Source organism: Nostoc sp. C117 (genome assembly GCF_043099735.1).
GTDB lineage: Bacteria > Cyanobacteriota > Cyanobacteriia > Cyanobacteriales > Nostocaceae > Nostoc.
Map to the genome: position 1 here is coordinate 5,543,897 of NZ_CP170991.1, position 22,573 is coordinate 5,566,469.

Consider the following 22,573-nt stretch of genomic DNA (forward strand, 5'->3'; position numbering starts at 1 on the left):
CAACCCCTAAAAGTAATTTTTGATTTTCAATAGTGCGGATATGGTGTAACGGTAGCATTCGAGTCTTCCAAACTCTAGGCACGAGTTCAAGTCTCGTTATCCGCTTTAAAAACTTGCGGGTGTGATGTAATCGGTAGCATCTGAGTACGCCATACTCAGTGCGTGGGTTCAAGTCCCTCCACTCGCTTGCGTAGTCCTGTAACTCAATTGGTAGAGTGTCTTCCTTACAAGAAGAATGTTGCGGGTTCAATTCCTGCCAGGACTACCAAATATTGGGAGTGTAGCTCAATGGAATAGAGCTTCGAGTTTCTACCTCGAAAGTTGTGGGTTCGAGTCCTACCACTCCCGCCTATGGGTCTGTAGCTTAATTGGTAAAGCGTCTAACTGGCTGTTAGAAGGTTGTCGGTTCGATTCCGACCAGTATCCACCAAATATGGGGTCATAGCTCAAATGGCTAGAGCGCCTGCCTTGCAAGCAGGAGGTTATGGGTTCAATTCCCATTGATTCCACTGATGGTGTCTGAAGCCAAAGTGGTCGAGGCGCTGGTTTGTGGAACCAGTCATAGCGGGTTCAAGCCCCGTCAGACGCCCCTCAATGGAAGATGCTGCTGAATGGACGGCAACTGGTCTTGAAAACCAGGGTATGGGCAACTGTAGGGGTTCGATTCCTCCATCTTCCTCTTTTTCCACCTGGAGCCGAAAAGCGAGGCGCTGTGCTGATAACACAGAAATAGGAGGGGCAGTACCTCCCTGGTGGATTTATATCTAAGTTTGGTGTTACAAGGTTTGCGATGTAATGCGATCGCACTTGCTCATTTTTTTATTCAAATTAACCAGGGTGGTTGGCATACCGGCTGTGCAGCGGGCTTTTAACCCGCAGAAATAGGTTCGACCCCTATACCACCCACTAAATAATTCAAAATTCAAAATGACGCGACGCTCGAAGACTCGCTATCGCTTCGCTATCGCGGACTCGCTAACGCTGCGCTAACAAAATTCAAAATTAATAAATGCAATTCTAGGGAGCCTTTTGACGATTGCTAATATACGTTAAGTTATGAATAGGAACTAGCGATCGCCAGTTGAGCATGTTGCAGTAGTATATCTTTATCCAGAGCTTGGACAGGGTATTGCGGTGTTGCTGCCAGTAGTTTCTCAATTCTTTCTTTAGCTGCTTCTAACACTGCTTCATTTAAGCTACCGTTACTCAGAGAATCGGCAAAATCTTCAGCAATCCGATAAGTTCTTTCAATAGATGATGAATTAATATTACGCGAGACAATAAATAGATCGCAGCCTGCATTAAATGACCGCGCTACAGTACCAGCTTTCATAAACATATCTGAAATAGCTTTCATATCCAAGTCATCAGAAACAACCACTCCCTTAAAGCCGAGTTCATCCCTCAGTAGAGTTTTAAGGATAACCTGGGAAAGAGTTCCTGGAACATCAGGATCTATCTTAGGAAATAAGATATGGACAGTCATAATTAAAGGAATCTGCACTTCGATTAAAGCTTTGAAAGGTATAAGTTCTCGAAGTCGCAGTTCTTCTAAAGTCAAATTGAGTATTGGTAGCTCTACATGAGAATCTTGACTGGTGTCTCCATGTCCGGGGAAATGCTTGGCGCATCCGATAATTCCTGACTCTTGCAATCCAAGGTAATAGTCATGGGCACCTTGAGCAGCAGTTTCGGGTGTGCTACCAAAGGCACGAGACCCAATCACAGGGTTATTGGGATGGGAAAAAATATCTGCTACAGGTGCCCAAGATATATTTATCCCCAGTGATTTGAGTTCTAATGCTGTGGCTTTTGCTACTTCGCGGGCGTGCGATCGCAACAAGAACGCATGAGGAAATCGGGTAATCGGTAACGGTGTGCGAACAACACGACCCCCTTCATGATCGAGAGTCATAAACATTGAATTACGTTCAGTATATTCTCGTATCTCATTGTTCAGTTCCTTGAATTTTTGTAGCCAAACCTCATAGGGACTCCCATCCAGAAAATTTTTAGCAAAAAATATTACTCCAATCGGCTTTACTTCACTGAGTATGCGTTTATCGTCATCGCTTAATGTACTACTGGAAATACCCAAAATCAGGTGATGTCCAAATCGCTTTAGCTCCTGCGATCGTGCCATAATCTTTTACCTTATAGTTGTGTAACAAACAACTGGGATGTTCAACTTAAAGCGCATAAAACCTCATCCTACACTTTTATGGAGCATGGGCAGAGCTCTAAGAAACAGTTCCCAATTATCTTTAATCTTTCGGCAAGTCTTTAAAAAATACTGATTTATAAAAACAGTCAGAATCTTTCTTTAGTCAAAATTTGCAGCAAAGCTGGTTTTCGATTTGTAGAAGATCTACTTTGTTTCTATAAAGAAATTACTCCTACTCATCAAGATTGTTTAATATTACAAATAGAATTTGCTTAGAACTAACTATCGGATGCAGCAGGATTTACTAGCAACTTCTGTACTGAAATTAAGGTAAGTTGTGCGATCGTGAATAACCGCTGATGAGAAGCAGCAAATAGCTTTTCATTTAATTTAGTATTCACATATGCAAATCTGTTGCAACAGTTAAAATACTTGATTATTAATTAACGTAGTCTTTATTTTTACATTGATTCTCTTTTTGCTGAAGGAAAGTAACCAGGAAATTAATTAGCGGTCTTTAACCAATGCCCAGAATTTTCCTCAAAGGAAATACACGGATTCTCAAAGAAATCAACTACTTTGAGACAACAGTTAATAACTACTTATTTCAATCAAAAGAATGACTTTTATTTCTCTACATCTGGTAGTCTAAAATCTAGATAAAATAAAGGCTGCGAAGCCATTGTCAACAAGGGTTATCTTGGTAGGTGTGCGCCAGGCAAAATTCCCTTTTACAGAAGTTTTTGGGGAAAGCGATCGCACAACGACTACTAAATGTAACGGATTGCAACGTATAATGAGAACGGCAAAACCATTAAGAAATATTGAAGGGCATTAGGGTTAAATGCGAGTAGCGATCGCGGGTGCTGGTCTAGCAGGACTTTCCTGCGCGAAATATCTCACAGACGCAGGTCACACTCCCATTGTCTTGGAAAGCCGGGACGTACTGGGTGGTCTGGTTGCGGCGTGGAAAGACTCTGACGGCGACTGGTACGAAACCGGGTTACACGCCTTCTTTGGGGCATACCCGAATATGCTCCAACTGCTTAAGGAGTTGGGCATTGAAGATAGACTCCAGTGGAAAGAACATACTTTGATTTTCAATCAACCGGACAAACCTGGAACACTCTCACGTTTTGATGTTCCAGATATTCCCTCACCTTTCAACGTGATTGCGTCAATTCTTCGCAACAAAGACATGTTGACTTGGGAGCAGAAAATTCGATTTGCAATTGGCCTACTACCAGCAGTGGTTAGGGGTCAAAAGTATGTTGAAGATATGGACAAATACAGCTTCTTAGAGTGGTTGAAAAGGCAAGGTGTTGACGAGCGAGTAACTAGTGACGTTTTTATCGCCGCATGTAAAGCACTCACCTTTATCAATCCCGATGAAGTTTCCGCAACGATTCTCTTAACTGCACTCAATCGCTTTCTGCAAGAACGATATGGCTCCAAGATTGCATTTTTGGATGGTTCTCCCACAGAACGGCTATGCAGCCCTATGGTCGATTACATCACAGAAAGAGGCGGAGAAGTGCGGTTAAATGCCCCGTTGAAAGAGATTTTGCTGAATGCCGATGGCACAGTGAAAGGATACTTGATTCGGGGGTTAAATGGGGCAGAAGATGAAATTTTCACGGCTGATTTTTATGTATCTGCCATGTCAGTTGACCCTCTGAAGGTGATGTTGCCTAAACCTTGGAAGCAAATGGAGTTTTTCCAGAAGCTAGAAGGCTTAGAAGGCGTCCCTGTGATTAACCTACATCTGTGGTTTGACCGGAAACTTACAGAAATCGATCACTTGCTATTTTCGCGATCGCCCCTCCTCAGCGTTTATGCTGATATGAGCAATACCTGCCGTGAATACGCCAACCCAGATCGGTCAATGCTGGAATTAGTTCTAGCACCGGCAAAAGATTGGATTGCCAAATCCGATGAGGAGATTGTGGCTGCAACAATTGCCGAGTTAGAAAAACTCTTTCCCGATCACTTTGGGGGAGACAATCCAGCAACATTGCTGAAATCTCATGTGGTGAAAACGCCGCGTTCAGTTTACAAAGCGACCCCTGGTCGTCAACAGTACCGTCCAGCACAAGTTACGCCGATTGCCAACTTCTATCTTGCCGGAAGTTATACCATGCAACGCTACTTAGGCAGTATGGAAGGTGCCGTACTTTCTGGTAAGCTGACAGCGCAGGCGATTTCTGAGGCCATCCCGCTAGCAAATCCCTCAAACCTGCAAACGCTCACCCGACCGCCTGCAACGAATGCTGCAACTGCCTGAATCCAAAGCGCGCATGAAAACGCTGGTCTCTGTGGACGAGTCCTACGAACTTTGTCGTCATCTCATAGCCAAGTATTCCACGACTTTTTACCTCAGCACTTTGCTCCTGAGCAAGGAAAAGCGTCCTGCTATTTGGGCAATTTATGCTTGGTGCCGTCGTTTAGATGAACTGGTAGATGGTCCTGCATCTGCCATTACCACGCCAGAAACCCTAGATCTATGGGAGAAGCAGCTAGAATCCATTTTTGCTGGACGCCCATTGGATAATTTCGATGTAGCTTTGGTAGATACTGTTCAACGCTTCCCGATGGACATTCAGCCCTTTCGGGATATGATTGCCGGTCAACGTATGGACTTATACCGCAGTCGCTATGAAACCTTCGATGAGCTATATCTCTACTGTTACCGTGTCGCCGGCACTGTAGGCTTGATGTCAACAGCAGTTATGGGGTTGGATACTAGCAACAATACAGCACCGTGGAACGGAGAACAACAGTTATATATTCCCACCGATGAAGAAATAGCCTTGGGAATTGCCAAGCAACTCACCAATATCTTGCGGGATGTCGGTGAAGATGCCCGACGTGGGCGAATTTATATTCCTTTAGAAGATTTAGCAAGATTTAACTATACCGAGCAAGACTTATTCGCGGGTATAGTGGACGATCGCTGGCGTTCGGTGATGCGCTTTCAAATCGATCGGGCAAGACAGTTTTATCGCAAAGCAGAAAAAGGAATCTCCTACCTATCTTCTGATGGTCGTTGGCCTGTGTGGGCGGCTCTGATGCATTACAGTGGGATTTTAACCGTAATTGAACGCAACGATTATAATGCCTTCACTCGACGCGCCTACGTGCCCCAGTGGCAAAAGTTATGTTCTTTGCCAGTGGCTTGGATGCGATCGCAAGTTCTTTAAGGAAGTTAGTCATTTGTCATTGGTCATTTGTAAATAACCAATGCCCAATGCCCAATCACAAATGACTATTGACTTCTCCAAATAAATCTGCTAATATTTTTATTCGTGACCCAGGAGAGGTGGCTGAGTGGTCGAAAGCGGCAGATTGCTAATCTGTTGTACGGCAGGCAACTCCGTACCGAGGGTTCGAATCCCTCCCTCTCCGTTTTCCAGATTTTGATACATACAGAGCATAACTGTGTGAGGCAAAAATACTAATATTAAGAGTAATAACTTTTACTCCTCCAGAGGGATGATATGATTTATCCTTTGGAGTCCTGAGAAAATCAAACTAATTTGCAAATCTAGTTTGAATACTACTTTTAGGCTCCTAAGTATTTTGAGGAGTGAAAGTAACCTATGCAAAGAATTATTCCAGCTTTAACCTTGAGTATAGCTACTCTAGCAAGTGGCTTAATCTTGGGTGCTTGTCAAGATTCTGGCGGAAAGAATCCTACAGCTAGCGGACTGAAAATTGGTTCTCTGTTGCCAACAACAGGTGATTTAGCATCCATAGGACAGCAGATGGCACCGGCTGTTCCCTTACTAGTTGAAACCGTCAATGCCTGTGGAGGCGTGAATGGTCAACCTGTTACCCTTGTTGCTGTAGATGACCAAACAGACCCCAAAGCAGGTGCTGCCGGTATGACTAAACTGGCATCTGTAGATAAGGTTGCAGGGGTTGTTGGCTCTTTTGCCAGCAGTGTTTCCACAGCAGCCGTCTCAATTGCTGTTCAAAATAAAGTTATGCTGATTTCACCAGGTAGCACCAGCCCTGTGTTTACCGAAAAAGCCAAAAAAGGTGACTTCAAAAGCTTTTGGGCGCGTACAGTCCCACCTGATAGCTACCAAGGACCAGCTTTAGCCGAAGTCGCCAAGAAAAGAAATTTGAAGCGAGTATCCACTATCGTGATTAACAACGACTACGGTGTGGGTTTTGAAAAAGCATTTGTCCAAGCTTTTGAAAAATTGGGTGGAACCATAGTCAACAAAAACAATCCTGTCCGCTACGACCCTAAAGCAACTACTTTTGAAACTGAAGCCACTGCTGCTTTTGCTGGTAAGCCGGATGGAGTTCTGGGAGTTTTTTACGTCGAAACCGGTAGCCTACTGCTCAAGTCAGCATATCAGCAAGGTGTGAGTAAAGGGGTGCAGGTAATGCTGACAGATGGCATGAAGTCAGATGAATTTCCGGCTCAAGTTGGCAAAACCAATGATGGTAAATACATTGTATCTGGAACGATTGGTACAGTACCTGGTTCTGATGGTAAAGCATTAGATGCTCTCAAAAAGCTCTGGAAAGAGAAAAAAGGTGGTTCACCAGGGGAATTTGCCCCCCAAACTTGGGATGCTGCTGCTTTGTTAGTTTTGGCGGCGCAAGCTGCTAAAGAAAATACGGGCGTTGGTATAGCTAGCAAAATCCGTGAAGTTGCTGATGGTCCTGGTACAGAAGTTACTGATGTCTGCGAGGGACTGAAGTTACTTAAAGAAGGTAAAGACATTAATTACCAGGGAGCTAGTGGCAACGTAGATGTTGATGCTAACGGTGATGTCGTCGGTGTTTACGATGTCTGGACAGTGGGAGATGATGGCAAAATCAAGGTAATTGACAAAGTTACCCCTAAATAGAAAGTTAGGAGTTAAGAGTTCAGAGTTATAAATATTAAAATTAAACTCATAACTCCTAACTCCTAACTGTTAAAAGCCTGTGAAGTTGTAACCAACACCTAACATCAAACCTATATCAGTTTGATCGAAAAATCCCGCATTCACAGCAGCTGTTGCCGTAAACTGAGAACTTAGAGGCACATCAATGCCACCAGATACTAAAAAAGCAAATTTGGAATTATCACCAGTTTTGTAAGCTGCACCCACTCCTACATAAGGCGCAATGGCTAAGGGTTCGCTAAAGGCATCTGCTGACTTAAACGAAAAATCGTAGGTGATGGGAACTAAAACTGTAGTATCGTTACCAAATACAGCTGATGGCCTCACCGATATAGAATTTGTCAGTCCAACTTTGCTGATGACTGCGAAGTTGCCATCGCCTAAAGCAGAGTCTCCACCACTCAAACCAATATTACCAGCAACGCCAATATAGCTACTACCGCCACGGGTAGCTGTACCTAGTTCAATATCTGATTGTGCCACTTTGGGAGCAGATGGTTGAGAAATAGGTTGAGAATTTGGTTGCCCAGACTCAGAATTAAGCATTGCAGAGGAAGTTGCCACTGTCCCTGGAATGGGTGTGAGGGTTAGACTGGCGTTTTCCTGTGTCGCAGTGTTGGGTAACTGCTGTATTTTAGTTACATTAGTTTCTGTAGATGGCTCAGTTGTTTCCGTAGAGAAATTTTGGCTTTCATTCTCCAATTTAGTACTTAACTGATTTGGAGACGCTACAGTTGCCGAAGACTCGGTTCCTGGCTGACTGTTTCCGATGTCGGCTGTTTGAGCAATTGCAGATAAGCCGCTACTCAGGACTGTAAGAGCAGCGATACCTGGTAACCAAAAAACACCTTTAAGAAAAATAGTACTCACGTTCACTCCTAAAACACTATTGCCACGAAAGATAAAGGTTTTTGTTGATTTAAGTCAACAAATTCGGGCAATACTCAAAATTTAACATCAAAAAATCGGTTTTTACATCCTGGGTTTATGGATTTATTTACTTAAAATTGAGTAGCAAAAAATTCAATATATATCGTCAAATACCCTGAATTTGACAGATGACAAAATTCTTCTGACTGTAGACAGTTTTATGATTTTTACACTTGACTTGCGTAAGATTTAAATCCTTAATTAAGACGTTAATAACTGTTGATTTTTCATTGATTTAATCTGAGAATTTTCCTTATGTAACAAAAAAATCTAAATATGAAGTTATGTTACGAAGCTTGCAAAAATATTTAGAAATTGTCTACAAGACAAACATAGCTCTAAGGTAGAACCTATAGGAGAGACTTGAGGCAAATATGATGAGCGGAAATAATATTCAAAGCTATCGCTATGTCTGTACCCTGACCTTCGGTGATATATACGGTCAAATAATTGTTTGGTTAATTACAATTACCATAAGTTTGGCATCAGCGTTGGCGCTAATGGGTGCCAAGAAACCAGTATATGCTTTAGCAACAGTAGGTCTCGTCGTTCTGCTATCGCTGCCTTTTTTACTGTTTGCGTTTGTGACTACATTGTTAAATCATATTGAATTAATTCCTGTAGGAGCGGGAACTAAAACGGAACCTATCCCAGGTAATGTGTCTCAGCAACAACCTGTACAAGTCGCTAGCTAAATAGTTAGGAGTCATTCAATTTTGGATTTTAGATTTTTCCTTCAATCTAAAATTTAAGATTGGCAGACTTATGAGTTATGAGTCACTCCATCTGCCCCTAACTTTTCATTCCTAACTGCAAAATTTGTAATCATATCCCTGTCTATAGGCAGGGATTTTTTTGTAGAGATGCGATCGCAGTTATTATAACTACCTGATTAATCGCATCTCTACAATAGAACAGCAGTGGTTTGCAGTCGAGGGCTAATTATGCTGGAACACGATGTGATTATTGTTGGTGGTGGATTGGCGGGATGTCGCGCTGCTGTGGAAATTGCCCGCACCGATCCCAGTTTAAATGTTGCTGTGGTTGCCAAAACCCACCCAATTCGATCGCACTCGGTGGCGGCTCAAGGTGGTATGGCTGCGTCGCTGAAAAATGTTGATTCGGAAGATAGCTGGGAAGCACATGCTTTTGATACTGTCAAGGGTTCTGATTATTTAGCAGACCAAGACGCTGTGGCCATTCTCACTCAGGAAGCGCCTGGCGTGGTAATTGACTTAGAACATATGGGCGTTTTATTTTCTCGTTTAGCGGATGGGCGCATTGCTCAACGGGCTTTCGGCGGACATTCTCATAACCGCACTTGCTACGCCGCAGACAAGACAGGTCATGCAATTTTGCACGAGTTGGTTAACAACCTACGGCGTTATGGAGTGCAAGTATATGAAGAGTGGTATGTGATGCGTCTCATTTTGTCAGAAAATGAGGCTAAGGGTGTGGTGATGTTTCATTTGTTAGATGGACATATTGAGGTGGTGCGGGCTAAGGCGGTAATGTTTGCCACGGGTGGCTATGGTCGCGTTTATAATACCACTTCCAATGATTACGCTTCTTCGGGTGATGGTTTGGCTATGACGGCGATCGCCGGTTTGCCTCTAGAAGATATGGAATTTGTCCAATTCCACCCCACTGGTTTGTATCCGGTAGGGGTGCTGATTTCGGAAGCAGTGCGCGGTGAAGGGGCTTATCTGATTAATTCCGAGGGCGATCGCTTTATGACCAACTATGCACCTAGTCGGATGGAATTGGCTCCTCGTGATATTACCTCAAGAGCGATCGCTTACGAAATTCGTGCCGGTCGTGGTATTCATGCCGATGGTAGTGCCGGAGGTCCTTTTGTCTATCTCGATTTGCGACACATGGGCAAAGAAAAAATTATGAGTCGCGTTCCCTTCTGCTGGGAAGAAGCCCATCGCCTAGTAGGTATTGACGCTGTAACTCAACCGATGCCAGTCCGCCCAACAATTCATTATTGTATGGGTGGTATCCCAGTGAACACCGATGGTCAAGTCCGCAGTAGTGGCGATGGTTTAGTTGAAGCTTTCTTTGCGGCTGGGGAAACAGCTTGTGTTTCCGTACATGGGGCGAATCGGTTGGGGAGTAATTCACTGTTAGAGTGTGTAGTTTATGGTAAACGAACTGGGGCGGCGATCGCCCAATTTGTGCAAAAACGTAAGTTCCCCTCTGTGGATGAACAACGCTACCTAAAAGAAGCCCAGCAAGAAATTCAAGCTTTACTAGAACAACCAGGAGAGTATCGCATTAACCAAGTCCGGCAAGCCTTCCAGGATTGTATGACTGATTACTGTGGCGTTTTCCGCACTGAGGCATTAATGAGTGAAGGGTTACAAAAATTAGCAGAAATCCAACAGCAATATCCGCAAATTTATTTAGATGATAAAGGTACTTGCTGGAATACCGAACTCGTGGAGGCTCTGGAACTGCGAAGTTTGATGGTAGTGGGGCAGACAATTTTGGCATCAGCCCTAAATCGTCAAGAAAGTCGGGGCGCACACTTCCGCGAAGATTATCCCCAGCGCGATGATGCTAACTTTCTCAAGCACACAATGGCTTACTATTCACCAGCGGGAATTGACACTCAATATCGCCCAGTGGCGATTACTATGTTTGAGCCGAAAGAGAGGAAATACTAGCCAAAGCTAAAAATCTTTCTATTAGTCCGTCAAGAATTGATGGATAAATTCCCTGTAGAGACAGCGATTTATCGCGTCTCTAGTATATTCTTTTACTTACTGTTGGGTAAAAAAATTGCACATAACCAAGAGAAATGTGCTACACAGCCGTTGAATATGGTAGCTTAATTCCATCGCTTGATGCGTTACAGACTATTTATTTACCCGTATCATTGCTGAGTACATGGCAGTTAACCGCCGAACGATTTGATCGATCTCCAAATCTAATATGCTGTAATCAATGACTGCCTGACGAATCGGTGTATGTCCTTGATTCACAGCTAACTCTTCTATCCGGGCTGTACGCAGTGCTTGCAGGTGCGGCTGGATTTTTTGCAATGTTTCTTCCAAGTCAGGTAAAGGCGGTGGGGGAATTTCCTGCTGTACTGAATCAGCTAACTGCTCTAACGCTAGCGAAATTTGGCGGACAAAGGTTTCTAATTCCGGGAGTGGTACTGTTGCTCGGAAATGTTCGAGATGTACTGCCAAAACTGTCACAGCGTTAGTAAAACGTCCCATGTACAGCAGCAGCGTCATTACTGGTTCTACTAATTCTTGATGCATTTGGGGTTCGCGCAGCAATCCTTGGAAGGAGGCTTGGGCATTGCCAATTGCTAGTCCAGTTTGTCGCCGTTGACTGATAATGCTAGAATCACGCTCCTTTGTACCCTGGTAAACAGCCATCACATCCTGAAAGTATTTGTGACATTCTCGTAGCGCTGTGGCGAGTTGACTGGGTAAGCGATCGTGTTCCCAGTTTGGCCATAAAAAGTAATGACTCGCAAAAGCTAGTCCCGCCCCAATTAATGTATTCAACACCCGAAAGCCAGCAAATTGCCAACTAATAGGATGACCAATATCGATAATCAGTAAGACAAATATTGAGAAGAAAACTACTGAATAACCATAGTTGAAACCGATCAGGGAAACACCAAAAAATACTGTCAGCAGAATGATGATGTCTAATACAGGCTTACTTGCGATAGTTGCAAGTATAACAGCAGCTAAGACAGCTCCCAAAATCGTCCCGCCAACTCGTTGGAAAAACCGTTTGAAAGTTGCACCCAAGTTTGGTTTCAGGACTAACATAATTGTCAGTGTTACCCAATAGCCCATTGGTAAATTTGTAACGCTGTATAATATCACGCCTACAGTTAGACTCACACCAATGCGGAGAGCATGGCGAAAGATTGCTGAGTCTAAGGTGAGGTTTTCTTTGAGTAAACTTAAGAGCGATCGCTGTTCTTCTTCAAATAAAAGAAGTCTATCTATATCTCGTTGACTCATTTTGCTGCGATCTGCCAGAGATTTAGCTGTCTGAGCTGTGTATTGCAATTGCTCAATCAGCTTTTTGAGCGTCAGCACCAGGTTAGTGAAAGCAACGAGGGTTGTGTAGTCGGTTTCACTCCCAGCAATTGCTTTTCTTTGCAGACTTTCTTGTTCTTTCAGTGCTTCAGAGATGCGCTTGAGATTTCCCAAGTCAACGCTAGCAGGTTTACGAGATATGACTTTGGCTATGGCTTGAAGAATGACTGATATTTCTGCGAGTGCATCGTCTACTAATTGCTGGACTGTATGATATTGCTGTTGTTGGAACTGAGTTTCTAGTAATTCTGTTAAGGCAATAACTAAACCAAGCAAGCGATCGCCATCCTGAATAAGCAGTAAAAATGGCTCATTTATCCAACTCCGAGACGACTGTCCAATCCGTAATGTACCTAAAGCAGTGCGTGCTGTTTCTAATGCTTTTCTAATTTCGAGAATATTTTCAGCTGTTGCTACTTTACCTACAAATGCCTGAATGTAGTTGGCGATCTCACAGAAGCACTCAGCCAAAGCTAGCCGGATTGGATCGTAAGGTCTAAAAGGCCACATTACTAAGGAGAGTAGCATCGCCCATCCACCTGCAATTAAGCATAGCAGCGATCGCATAAGTGCAACTTCCAAGTTTCCTGGCTGGGCGATCGTGGTAATAAATGATATCCCTACCACTAGTCCGACATTGGCACCAGCATTACCGTACAGTGAGGCAAAACCGGAAGCAAGTCCCCAGAGAAGTGTCAGCATTACAGCTAGTAATGGAACTTGAGCAACTAGAGTACCCACAAATACTGAAGCAGCTATTCCCAAAGTAGCCTGTGCCATCGTCTTCGCTTTGATCTGGTAAGGGCCACCAACATTGGCTAAGTTGACAAAGTGAGCCATTAAACCAACCAATAGTCCGCTTTCTCTTTGGTTGATGAGTTGCCCAATTAGCATGGGAACCCCCAACGCTAACGCAGCTCGTAAACCGTTCGATATTGCTGGTTTTCCTGGCTCTGACTGGAGCAAAAATCTGAAGAAATTACTTCGATTCAACTGCATTGTTTTTGTTATAAAAAGAGTGAACGTTCACTTACAAGTAAGAATCTTTGGGGAATCTACCCAACTCCTCATCCAGAAAAACCAGAGCCCATTAGTGACGAGAAACTTCAGATTGCACTCAGTAGTAACTTATCAAAGTGGAAAAAAGTAGTTAGTCCGTTGTCTGAAGACTCAACTAAAGTGCGTGTTGAAATTTTTCGCCTACAACTTCAAAACTTTCCGCTATGCCATCGAATTGATGAATCAGGTTGCACCTGGCTGTGACATTGCACTGCACCATCCTCGCTGGGAAAATGTTTGGCGAACAGTTAGAGTCTATCTAACAACTTGGGATATTGGCCATCAAATCTCCGATCGAGATATTCAGTTAGCAAAATATTTTGATAAAGCTTTTTCTGATTTTCCGGGAGCTAAGCTAGATCGCTAGGCATTGATGTAAAATCCTGGAGATAGTAAAAGGCGATTAACAGAGTTTCAATACAATGGCGCAAGATAGGAAGTCAACAGTTGTAATCACAGGTGCCTCTTCAGGGGTGGGTTTGTATGCTGCCAAAGCTCTTGTTGAAAGGGGGTGGTACGTTGTGATGGCCTGTAGAGATATAGCGAAGGCTCAACTTGCAGCCCAATCTGTGGGAATTCCCCACCAGGGGAGCTACACGATCATGCATATCGATCTTGGCTCATTGGAAAGCGTTCGACAGTTTGTGAATAACTTCCGGGCTAGTGGCAACTCCCTAGACGCTTTGGTGTGCAACGCCGCAATTTATATGCCTTTGTTAAAAGAGCCACTGCGAAGCCCAGAAGGATTTGAGTTAAGTGTTGCGACAAATCACCTGGGACATTTTCTTTTGTGCAACCTGATGCTTGAGGATCTGAAGAAGGCATCTTCAGAGCCAAGGCTGGTGATTTTAGGAACTGTCACCCATAATCCAGACGAGCTGGGTGGGAAAATTCCTCCGCGTCCAGACTTAGGCGATTTAGAGGGCTTTGCAGCCGGATTTAAAGAGCCAATTTCGATGATTGACGGCAAGAAATTTGAACCCGTGAAAGCCTACAAAGACAGCAAAGTATGCAATGTGTTGACCATGCGGGAATTGCATCGACTTTATCACGAATCAACCGGTATTATTTTCAGTTCTCTCTATCCGGGATGTGTTGCAGAAACGCCACTATTCCGAAACCACTATCCCCTGTTTCAGAAACTTTTCCCATTATTCCAGAAGTACATCACTGGAGGATATGTATCTCAGGAATTGGCGGGAGAACGAGTTGCAGCCGTTGTTGCCGATCCTGAATACAATCAATCTGGTGTCTATTGGAGTTGGGGAAATCGTCAGAAGAAAGATGGCAAATCCTTTGTGCAAAAGGTTTCTCCTCAAGCCCGCGATGATGAAAAAGGCGATCGCCTGTGGGAACTAAGTGCCAAGTTGGTTGGACTGGCATGATGGCATAGGATTTGGCGTTACCCTTGTGCATAATTGATCGATCAATCGATCCACTTTTTTCAATCAACATTATGTGCAGGGAACCAATGATTGAGGTGATTATTTAAGTCACCTCTGACTTTATTGATAACTATATTTCACTTCTACTTTTTCCTAGAAACTATAAACTCTGACATAATCCTTAGGAAAGGCAGAGAAGATAGTATAATAAGTCCTGATGGGAAAAAAATTTATTCATCTATAGCCTAATTACTAATGATGATAATGTTAATTTTTCCTTGTTCTATGTAGTGTTTTAGAGAACACTTTAAAATTGTTAACTAATGTCTCCAAAACTGTAGTTCCTCCTAAATTCTCGTTCAATAAGGAGGACTTTGAGAAATTTATTAGCTTCTATTCCCTATTTACCCAACCCTGTTTCCTTGCTGTCACGCTTGCACTGCGGGCATCACAAAAGTAAATTCAGGAATCAAACCGGATTCCTAATTTAATAAAATTATACTATCACCATCTCGATATTTGGCTATATTATGGTGCTAGTAGATTAAACTAAATCAGCTTTATAAAGAAAGTTGAATAAAAAATTCAGAATCAATTTAGTGGCAGATTCAGACTTGCCATTAAAGGAAACTAAATTGAAAATTTAGTGGTGTCTTAAACCCCTTGATTGATTCGCCAGTTCCTTAACCTTCTTCTGAATTCTGATTGCTGAGAGCTGAATTATTTCTTGACAAAATTCAACATCTTTACTGAGGCTGTTTAATTTTCAAAAAGCGAAGCTAGGAAATTCAGCGATCGCATCTTTGCAAGCAAGAAAGCGCATCTTTAATCATGCAACAAAAATAGCGATCGCCTGATTTTGCTTGTGATTCTGTATCTCAAGGTTTAAGGAAAAACAGTTATGCCAGTAGAAGAAGCATCGATTAATCTCATAAAAGATATAAATACCAATGGAGTTTCCTCTAACCCGCAAAATCTGACCAATATCAACGGCACGCTGTACTTCAGTGCCACCGACAGTAGTGGGGGCAATGAACTCTGGAAGAGTGATGGTACTGAAGGTGGTACTATTCGTGTTCAAGATATCTTCTCTGGTACGGGTAGCTCTAACCCGCAAAACCTGACAAATATCAACGGCACGCTCTACTTCAGTGCCACCGACATTAATGGGGGCAATGAACTCTGGAAGAGTGATGGTACTGAAGGTGGTACTGTTCGTGTCAAAGATATCTTCTCTGGTACAGGTAGCTCTAATCCGCAAAACCTGACAAATGTTAACGACACACTGTACTTCGTTGCCAGCGACAGCAGTGGGGGTCGGGAACTCTGGAAGAGTGATGGCACTGAGGCTGGTACTATTCGTGTTCAAGATATCGTCTCTGGTATGGGTAGCTCTAACCCAAAGTCTCTGACCAATGTCAACGGCACACTATACTTCGTTGCCTATGACAGCAGTGGTGGTTATGAATTGTGGAAGAGTGATGGCACTGAGGCTGGTACTGTCCGCGTTAAGGATATCTTCTCTGGTACGGGTAGCTCTAACCCGCAAAATCTGACAAATGTCAACGGCATCCTGTACTTCGTTGCCTATGATAGTAGTGGCGGCTATGAACTGTGGAAGAGTGATGGCACTGAGGCTGGTACTGTCTGCATCAAAGATATCTTCTCTGGCACAGGTAGTTCTAACCCGCAAAATCTCACAAATGTCAACGGCACGCTGTACTTCAGTGCCACTGACAGCAGTGGAGCTAATGAACTGTGGAAGAGTGATGGCACTGAGGCTGGTACTGTCCGCGTCAAGAATATCTTCTCTATAGGTAGCTCTTACCCGCAAAATCTAACCAATGTCAACGGCACACTCTACTTCAGTGCCACCGATAACAGTGGTGGTTATGAATTGTGGAAGAGTGATGGCACTGAGGCTGGTACTGTCCGTGTCAAGGATATCTTTTCTGGCACGGGTAGTTCTTACCCAAACTCTCTGACTAATGTCAATGGCACTCTGTACTTCAGTGCCACCGACAGCAGTGGTGGTACTGAACTTTGGAAGAGTGATGGTACTGAGGCTGGTACTGTCCGGGTTCAGGATATCTTCTCTGGCAAAGGTAGCTCTAACCCGCAAAATCTGACCAATGTTAACGGTGCGCTATACTTCAGAGCAACTGACAACAGCAGTGGCTCGGAACTGTGGAAGAGTGATGGCACCGAAATTGGTACTGTCCGCGTCAAGGATATTAATACTGCAACAATCTCCTCTCAACCATCTTTTCTGACCAATGTCAATGGCACACTATACTTCCGAGCCACTGACAACAGTAGTGGCTCGGAACTGTGGAAGAGTGATGGCAATGAGGCTGGTACTGTCCGCGTCAAGGATATCTTCCCTAGTATCGGTAGCTCTAACCCGCAAAATCTGACCAATGTCAACGACACGCTGTACTTCGTTGCCTATGACAGCAGTGGAGGGAATGAACTGTGGAAGAGTGATGGCACTGAAATTGGTACTGTCCGCGTTAAAGATATAGTTTCTGGCACAGGTAGCTCTGACCCGAACTTTCTGACAAATATTAACGGTATGCTGTACTTCGTTGCCACGGATAGCATTGGGGGTCGTGAACTGTGGAAGACTGATGGTACTGAGGCTGGTACTATCCGCATTAAGGATATTGTCTCTGGCACAGGTAGCTCTAGCCCGCAAAATCTGACAAATGTCAATGGCACTCTGTACTTCAGTGCCATTGATAGTACTGGGGGTCGGGAACTGTGGAAGAGTGATGGCACCGAAATTGGTACTGTCCGCGTTAAAGATATAGTTTCTGGCATAGGTAGCTCTTATCCACAAAAACTGACCAATGTCAACGGTACGCTATACTTTGTTGCCTATGACAGTACTGGAGATAATGAACTGTGGAAGAGTGATGGCACTGAGGCTGGTACTGTCCGCGTCAAGGATATCTTCGCTGGCACGGGTAGTTCTAATCCGCAAAATCTGACCAATGTCAACGGTATTTTATACTTCAGTGCTACCGACAGTACTGGAGACAATGAACTGTGGAAGAGTGATGGTACTGAGGCTGGTACTGTCCGCGTCAAGGATATCTTCTCTGGCACGGGTAGTTCTAACCCGCAAAATCTGACCAATGTCAACGGCACGCTGTACTTCGTTGCCTATGACAGCAGTGCGGGCAATGAACTGTGGAAGAGTGATGGCACTGAAACTGGTACTGTCCGCGTTAAGGATATCTTTTCTGGTATCGGTAGTTCTAACTCGCAAAATCTGACCAATGTCAATGGCATCCTATATTTTACTGCCACCGACAGCGATGGGGGCAATGAACTGTGGAAGAGTGATGGCACTGAGGCTGGTACTGTCCGCGTCCAAGATATCTTCTCTGGTATGGGTAGCTCATACGCTAACAACCTAACTTACGTCAATGACAAACTCTACTTTTTTGCTGACAACGGCAACACTGGACAAGAACTTTTTAACCTTGACCTGAACAGTACTCCCACTGACCTGAGTCTGAGTACCACCACTGTTAACGAGAATGTTCCTAGCAACACAATAATTGGCAACTTTAGCACAACTGACGCTGATACAGAAGATACCCACACCTATACCTTAGTTTCAGGTACAGACAGCACTGATAACAGCGGCTTCACGATTGTAGGTAATGAGTTACACGTTAATGTCTCACCCGATTACGAAACCAAGAATATCTACAACATCCGTTTACGCACCACAGATCGGGGTGGCTTATTCTACGAGAAAGCGATCGCCATTGCAGTCAACAATATTAATGATGCGCCAACACTGGAAAATCCCATTGCCGATCAAATAGCAACACAAGACAGCACCTTTAACTTCACTCTACCAGTAAATACCTTCGTAGATGCCGATGCCGGAGATAACCTCACCTATAGCGCCACCCTGGAAAATGATTACCTAATCCCCAGTTGGTTAACTTTGAACGGCACGACTTTCAGCGGTACTCCCACAAATGATAATGTTGGTAGCCTCAATATCAAAGTTATCGCTAGTGATGGAACGACAACTACCAGCGATGTTTTTACCCTGACAGTGGTTAATACCAATGATACTAGCGTCGTTAATAGCGACGGCATCACTACAAATGAATTAGATGGTAGTTCAGGTAATGAGACATTGTTCAGTGGTGTAACTAACGATGTATCTACCGGTGGAACTAGTCCACATAGCTTTAACCTGACTAATACCAGCACTGGAGGCTATGATATCATTACTGATTTTACTGTTGGCAATGATACTATCTTGGTTTCCAAGGCAGAATTTGGACTTAGCCAATCTCAGGATACGATACTTGATTCGAGTTTATTCCAACTTGGAACTAGTGCCACAACTGCAAGCGATCGCTTTATCTACGATCAAACTACTGGTAACCTATTCTTCGATCGAGATGGAGTTGGTGGTGCAGCACAAGTTCAAATAGCACAATTATCGAATCAGCCATTGCTTAGTAGTGCAGATATAACTGCGATCGCCTAACGCGACTAGATAGTTACTTTCATTGACTTCTACTCAGCAGAAATGTATAATTGATTCGCGTAGAAGGGGAGTAGCTGCTGGCTAAAAATTAAAAGCCAGTACATCTGAATCAACATACTGGCGATGAGCCTGGTTCAGGTGGCAAATAATAAAGTATTTGAAAGCGAGACCTTCACTAAGTTCACACCGAAAAGTGTAAACTTGGTGAGGTCTTTTTGGTTCTCATCAAGCTTCACATCGGTAAACGATTCTTCAGGAGCTTGAGAGAGTGTTAACAGCTTTTACCGCAGGTTTATTATTAATTACAGTTTCAGAACTAGGCGATAAAACATTTTTTATTGCTGTGATTTTGGCAATGCACCATCCCCGCCGCCTTGTATTTGTAGGCGTGACAGCTGCTTTAGCAGCAATGACAATTCTTTCCGTACTATTTGGCCAAGCAGTATCTTTGTTGCCAAAGTTTTATATTCATTATGCGGAAATAGCTTTATTTATCGCCTTTGGTCTCAAGTTGCTGTACGACGCTAGTAAGATGTCGGCTGCTGCTTGTGATAAAGAAGTTGTAGAAGAGGCAGAAGCCGCGGTAAAACAGGCAGATTTGCAGCTACCAAAGCAAAAAACTTCCTCTTCTATTTTAATTGAAGCCTTTGTCTTGACATTTATGGCAGAGTGGGGCGATCGCACCCAAATTGCCACCATTGCCTTAGCCGCAGGTAATAACCCAATTGGAGTCAGTATAGGTGCCATTTTAGGACACGCCATTTGTGCTGCGATCGCTGTTATCGGTGGCAAAATGATCGCCGGTCGCATTTCTGAGCGTCAACTCACCTTGATTGGCGGATGCCTGTTTTTGGTTTTTGGTGTCGTTGCTGCCATTGAAGGAGCGTGAGGGGCGGAGGGGATGAGGAGATGAGGGAGATGAGGGAGATGGGGGAGACAAGGAAATAAACAAAACTCCTAACTCTTAACTCTTAACTCAGCACTCCTAACGCCCAATGCCCATTACTTAGGTTTACTTTCCGCTGAAGGTGGGGGAGATACAGCAGGATTAGGAATGGGAGATGCAGTTGCGGCTTTTTTAATTTCGTCTCTGTATTGAGCGGGTGCTAAAGCTGCGGCACTCTCAAATAAAGGTTTTGCATCTGCGTTTTTGCCCTGTTGTTTCAGGAGCATGGCTTTGGCGACAACGGGGCGAAAATCCTTGGGATCTTTCTTAATTGCCCGATCGTATACAGAGGCAGCTTGAGCGTAGCGTTTCTGGGAAGCGTGAATAGAACCTAATAGCACTTCCACGGCTACTGTATCAACGCTTCCAGGCTGAATTGTATTTGCTTGGGCGGCGTTAGTGAGGGTTTCTTGCAGCAAACCAATGGCTGCTTCGGGGCGTTGCTGACTCATCAACAGAGCCACCATTCCTTGCAAAGCCTTCAAATCACCAGGTTTAGTATTCAAAACCGAGCGATAAGCTTGGGCGGCTCCTTCGCGATCGCCTCTTTGCTGTTTGACTTGAGCCAGTAGCACCGTATACCTGGAATCTTCGGGATTGAGTTTAGCTAGCTTTTCTAGAGATTCAATCACTGCTTGAATATCAGATGCTTTATCCTCACCTTTTTCTTTTTGACTGAGTAGTTGTAGCCGCAAGTCTATTAAGGCTTTGAGCGCAGTCTGATTTTCTGGTTCCCTTTGCAAAACCAGTTCATATCCCCGTACTTGGTCTTCTAGTTTTGATTTTTCGTCAGAGGAAGTCAAAGTACCTCTGGTGCTTGCGGTATTCTGGCTTGAGGATGGCGTATTATTAAATGCTCCAAACAGAGGAATCACTGAAACACCTACAAAAGCAAGAATTGCCACCACCAAGATAACTTGAACTATCCAGCGATTGCGCGGTTGAGACACAGTTTTGTCTTTCTCCTAAACTCTAATGACATTATGATTTACCTGAATTAGTGCTGAGTGCTGAGTAAGGGAAACTATTTCGTACTGATGTACGCAGGTATTTGCCCCGATTCTTATGGGCGGTTTTTTAACTCAGCACTCTTTGGGCTATCCACTTCTTGAAAATAGACATTCTGGTCAAAGTTTTGTAAAGTTAAAAATTTCCAAAACTTTGCGGAATACCGCTTATTGTCTGTGAATTTTATAACAATTAACTATCCACACTGCTAAAGTAAGTGATGACTTTAGGAGGAGCCGTCAAAATTGTCGCTATGATATGCTTCCGAAACTAGTGTGTGGGCGCTAGATTAGACTTTTAGTGTTTACACACTAAATTTAGCGCCTTTAGTATTGTTTAGAGTACTCTAGTGTGACTTTGTGAAAAGTAAATATACTTTCATCAACCACACAAATGCTCTTTCCAGCTGCCTTTGTAAAATCCCACAATGGGATGTGTCTCCGCCGCAAGGAGTTTTTATGAATTCCGACCTGATGCCGTTGCCTGAATCTTCCAATTCTTCTGCCTCTAATCAAGGCCCAAATAAAATAGAGGCAGCCGCTAATGTTAATACAGTAGCAGTCCAGCCCTCTAAAGTTGAAAATTCGTCTGTTAATCCCATTGAGACCGACTCAAATGGGAACTTAGTCAATCGACAGCAACCGATTCCGCCTCCCAGTGAGCCGATGCAATATCGAGCGATCGGGTTAGTCCGGGGTCGCTATCATGCTAGCAGCGAACAATTTACTCAAGGTACGCTCCTCACTACGGATGGTGTAGAGCTAAATGCCGTCCTTCTAGGGCGGATTATGAGTTTAGTCAAGAATCACTTAGACTTAGAAAAAGAACATTTGTGGGTGGTATATCCACGTACAAGGCAAGAAAACGATACTTTGCACATCCAAATAGTTGGAGTTTGGGAGCCAGAAAATCTGGCTAAAAACTTAACAGATGAAGATGAGCCAGATTCCGAGCCACAAGAGTTAGAAACGCCCGATGATGGCTTATCCGAAAACTCTGAACTCAATACAATTGCCGTAATACCCTCATCAGAAGTTGTAGATGGTGGTTTTTCTGTTCGTGGTGAGGTGGTATATCAGTCTTTTGATGCTAAGAGCTTGGTAGTCAAAATTAGGCAAGCTCCACGCAAACCAACTGACAAACCCAAATATTTTAAGTTGAAATTGAGGGGTGTGCTGACCACCAAAGCAGTAGGAAAATTCTGGGACTTCCAAGCTAAGCGAGAAGCTGATGTTTTAGTCGTAGAAAAAGCCGAGGCGATCGCTGACTTGCCCAAAAAGCGCAGACCACCATTCAAAGGTGGTCCTCGTGCTGGCGGTCCTGGTGGTGCTGGTGGTAGAAAACCATTCCCCCCCAGACGCAGTGGGGAAACCCCTCGTCCCATCAAGAAAACAGGCGCAGGTGGCGACACTTCTGTAGTGTCAAAACCTATACCTAAAACACCTGCTCCTAAACCGATCAAGCGACCGAAACCGACTGAAGAGTAGGGAATGGGGGATTAGGTATTGGGGATTAGGTATTGGGAATTAGATTAAATATCAGTTTCAACTAATTTTTCCCAGTCCCCAATCCC

The 22,573-nt window shown here is 43.9% G+C and carries 15 protein-coding genes and 10 tRNA genes; 20 read left to right on the forward strand and 5 right to left on the reverse strand.

The annotated features are described in order from the left end of the window. Positions 1–34: 34 nt before the first annotated feature. The 9 genes from ACFG4S_RS23945 (at position 35) to ACFG4S_RS23985 (ending at position 906) form a co-directional block, all read left to right on the forward strand. Positions 35–105: transfer RNA gene (locus ACFG4S_RS23945), tRNA-Gly, on the forward strand. Positions 106–115: 10 nt separating this feature from the next. Continuing rightward, positions 116–187 (forward strand) — tRNA-Gly (locus tag ACFG4S_RS23950). A 5-nt stretch (positions 188–192) separates the two neighbouring features. Then, positions 193–268, forward strand: a tRNA-Val gene (locus tag ACFG4S_RS23955). Positions 269–274: 6 nt separating this feature from the next. Beyond that, positions 275–348 (forward strand) — tRNA-Arg (locus tag ACFG4S_RS23960). A 5-nt stretch (positions 349–353) separates the two neighbouring features. Next, positions 354–430 (forward strand) — tRNA-Ala (locus tag ACFG4S_RS23965). A 5-nt stretch (positions 431–435) separates the two neighbouring features. Next, positions 436–509 (forward strand) — tRNA-Ala (locus ACFG4S_RS23970). Between the two features lie 6 nt (positions 510–515). Further along, positions 516–589, forward strand: a tRNA-His gene (locus ACFG4S_RS23975). A gap of 7 nt (positions 590–596) precedes the next feature. Next, a tRNA-Ser gene (locus ACFG4S_RS23980) sits at positions 597–679 on the forward strand. A 156-nt stretch (positions 680–835) separates the two neighbouring features. Then, positions 836–906: transfer RNA gene (locus ACFG4S_RS23985), tRNA-Lys, on the forward strand. Between the two features lie 148 nt (positions 907–1,054). Here ACFG4S_RS23985 and ACFG4S_RS23990 read toward each other — a convergent pair. Both ACFG4S_RS23990 and ACFG4S_RS23995 read right to left on the reverse strand, forming a co-directional pair. Beyond that, positions 1,055–2,143 (reverse strand): glycoside hydrolase family 3 N-terminal domain-containing protein, encoded by a 1,089-nt coding sequence (locus ACFG4S_RS23990; RefSeq protein ID WP_392531456.1) that lies wholly within the window; start codon positions 2,141–2,143, stop codon positions 1,055–1,057. Between the two features lie 299 nt (positions 2,144–2,442). After that, entirely contained in the window at positions 2,443–2,565 is a 123-nt protein-coding gene (locus ACFG4S_RS23995; protein ID WP_392531457.1) for a hypothetical protein, read from the reverse strand. Between the two features lie 443 nt (positions 2,566–3,008). On the opposite strand from ACFG4S_RS23995, the gene pds reads away from it, so the two are divergent. From pds to ACFG4S_RS24015, 4 genes are all read left to right on the forward strand, one after another. Beyond that, positions 3,009–4,448, forward strand: a complete 1,440-nt coding sequence (pds, locus tag ACFG4S_RS24000; RefSeq protein ID WP_392531458.1) for a 15-cis-phytoene desaturase — start codon at positions 3,009–3,011, stop codon at positions 4,446–4,448. After that, on the forward strand, positions 4,432–5,364 hold the full coding sequence (crtB, locus tag ACFG4S_RS24005; RefSeq protein WP_392531459.1) for a 15-cis-phytoene synthase CrtB: 933 nt from the start codon (positions 4,432–4,434) through the stop codon (positions 5,362–5,364). The genes pds and crtB overlap by 17 nt, the downstream gene beginning before the upstream one ends. A 113-nt stretch (positions 5,365–5,477) precedes the next feature. Next, positions 5,478–5,569: transfer RNA gene (locus ACFG4S_RS24010), tRNA-Ser, on the forward strand. Between the two features lie 194 nt (positions 5,570–5,763). Next, positions 5,764–7,032: an ABC transporter substrate-binding protein gene (locus tag ACFG4S_RS24015; RefSeq protein ID WP_392531460.1), complete on the forward strand. Its 1,269-nt coding sequence runs from the start codon at positions 5,764–5,766 to the stop codon at positions 7,030–7,032. A 69-nt stretch (positions 7,033–7,101) separates the two neighbouring features. Here ACFG4S_RS24015 and ACFG4S_RS24020 read toward each other — a convergent pair whose 3' ends face one another. After that, positions 7,102–7,941: a hypothetical protein gene (locus ACFG4S_RS24020; RefSeq protein WP_392531461.1), complete on the reverse strand. Its 840-nt coding sequence runs from the start codon at positions 7,939–7,941 to the stop codon at positions 7,102–7,104. A gap of 437 nt (positions 7,942–8,378) precedes the next feature. On the opposite strand from ACFG4S_RS24020, the gene ACFG4S_RS24025 reads away from it, so the two are divergent. Both ACFG4S_RS24025 and ACFG4S_RS24030 read left to right on the forward strand, forming a co-directional pair. Continuing rightward, positions 8,379–8,696 (forward strand): hypothetical protein, encoded by a 318-nt coding sequence (locus ACFG4S_RS24025; protein ID WP_392536065.1) that lies wholly within the window; start codon positions 8,379–8,381, stop codon positions 8,694–8,696. Between the two features lie 249 nt (positions 8,697–8,945). After that, complete coding sequence (locus ACFG4S_RS24030; protein ID WP_392531462.1) at positions 8,946–10,673, forward strand: succinate dehydrogenase/fumarate reductase flavoprotein subunit; 1,728 nt, start codon at positions 8,946–8,948, stop codon at positions 10,671–10,673. Positions 10,674–10,865: 192 nt separating this feature from the next. Here the strand turns inward: ACFG4S_RS24030 and ACFG4S_RS24035 are convergent, their stop codons facing one another. After that, positions 10,866–13,076 (reverse strand): FUSC family protein, encoded by a 2,211-nt coding sequence (locus ACFG4S_RS24035; RefSeq protein ID WP_392531463.1) that lies wholly within the window; start codon positions 13,074–13,076, stop codon positions 10,866–10,868. A gap of 184 nt (positions 13,077–13,260) precedes the next feature. Here ACFG4S_RS24035 and ACFG4S_RS24040 point away from each other — a divergent pair, with 184 nt between their 5' ends. From ACFG4S_RS24040 to ACFG4S_RS24055, 4 genes are all read left to right on the forward strand, one after another. Then, positions 13,261–13,503 carry a 4a-hydroxytetrahydrobiopterin dehydratase gene (locus ACFG4S_RS24040; protein WP_392531464.1) on the forward strand — a complete coding sequence of 81 codons (243 nt, stop codon included), beginning with the start codon at positions 13,261–13,263 and terminating at the stop codon, positions 13,501–13,503. A gap of 55 nt (positions 13,504–13,558) precedes the next feature. Next, complete coding sequence (locus tag ACFG4S_RS24045; RefSeq protein ID WP_392531465.1) at positions 13,559–14,521, forward strand: protochlorophyllide reductase; 963 nt, start codon at positions 13,559–13,561, stop codon at positions 14,519–14,521. A gap of 901 nt (positions 14,522–15,422) precedes the next feature. Then, positions 15,423–19,046: an ELWxxDGT repeat protein gene (locus ACFG4S_RS24050; RefSeq protein ID WP_392531466.1), complete on the forward strand. Its 3,624-nt coding sequence runs from the start codon at positions 15,423–15,425 to the stop codon at positions 19,044–19,046. 268 nt (positions 19,047–19,314) lie between these two features. Beyond that, positions 19,315–19,935, forward strand: coding sequence for a TMEM165/GDT1 family protein (locus ACFG4S_RS24055; RefSeq protein ID WP_392531467.1), 621 nt, complete (start codon positions 19,315–19,317; stop codon positions 19,933–19,935). A gap of 113 nt (positions 19,936–20,048) precedes the next feature. Here ACFG4S_RS24055 and ACFG4S_RS24060 read toward each other — a convergent pair whose 3' ends face one another. Further along, positions 20,049–20,942 (reverse strand): tetratricopeptide repeat protein, encoded by an 894-nt coding sequence (locus ACFG4S_RS24060; RefSeq protein WP_392531468.1) that lies wholly within the window; start codon positions 20,940–20,942, stop codon positions 20,049–20,051. 516 nt (positions 20,943–21,458) lie between these two features. On the opposite strand from ACFG4S_RS24060, the gene ACFG4S_RS24065 reads away from it, so the two are divergent. Then, the gene (locus ACFG4S_RS24065) at positions 21,459–22,487 is read left to right on the forward strand and encodes a hypothetical protein (protein WP_392531469.1); all 1,029 of its coding nucleotides are present in this window, start codon (positions 21,459–21,461) and stop codon (positions 22,485–22,487) included. Positions 22,488–22,573 lie beyond the last annotated feature (86 nt).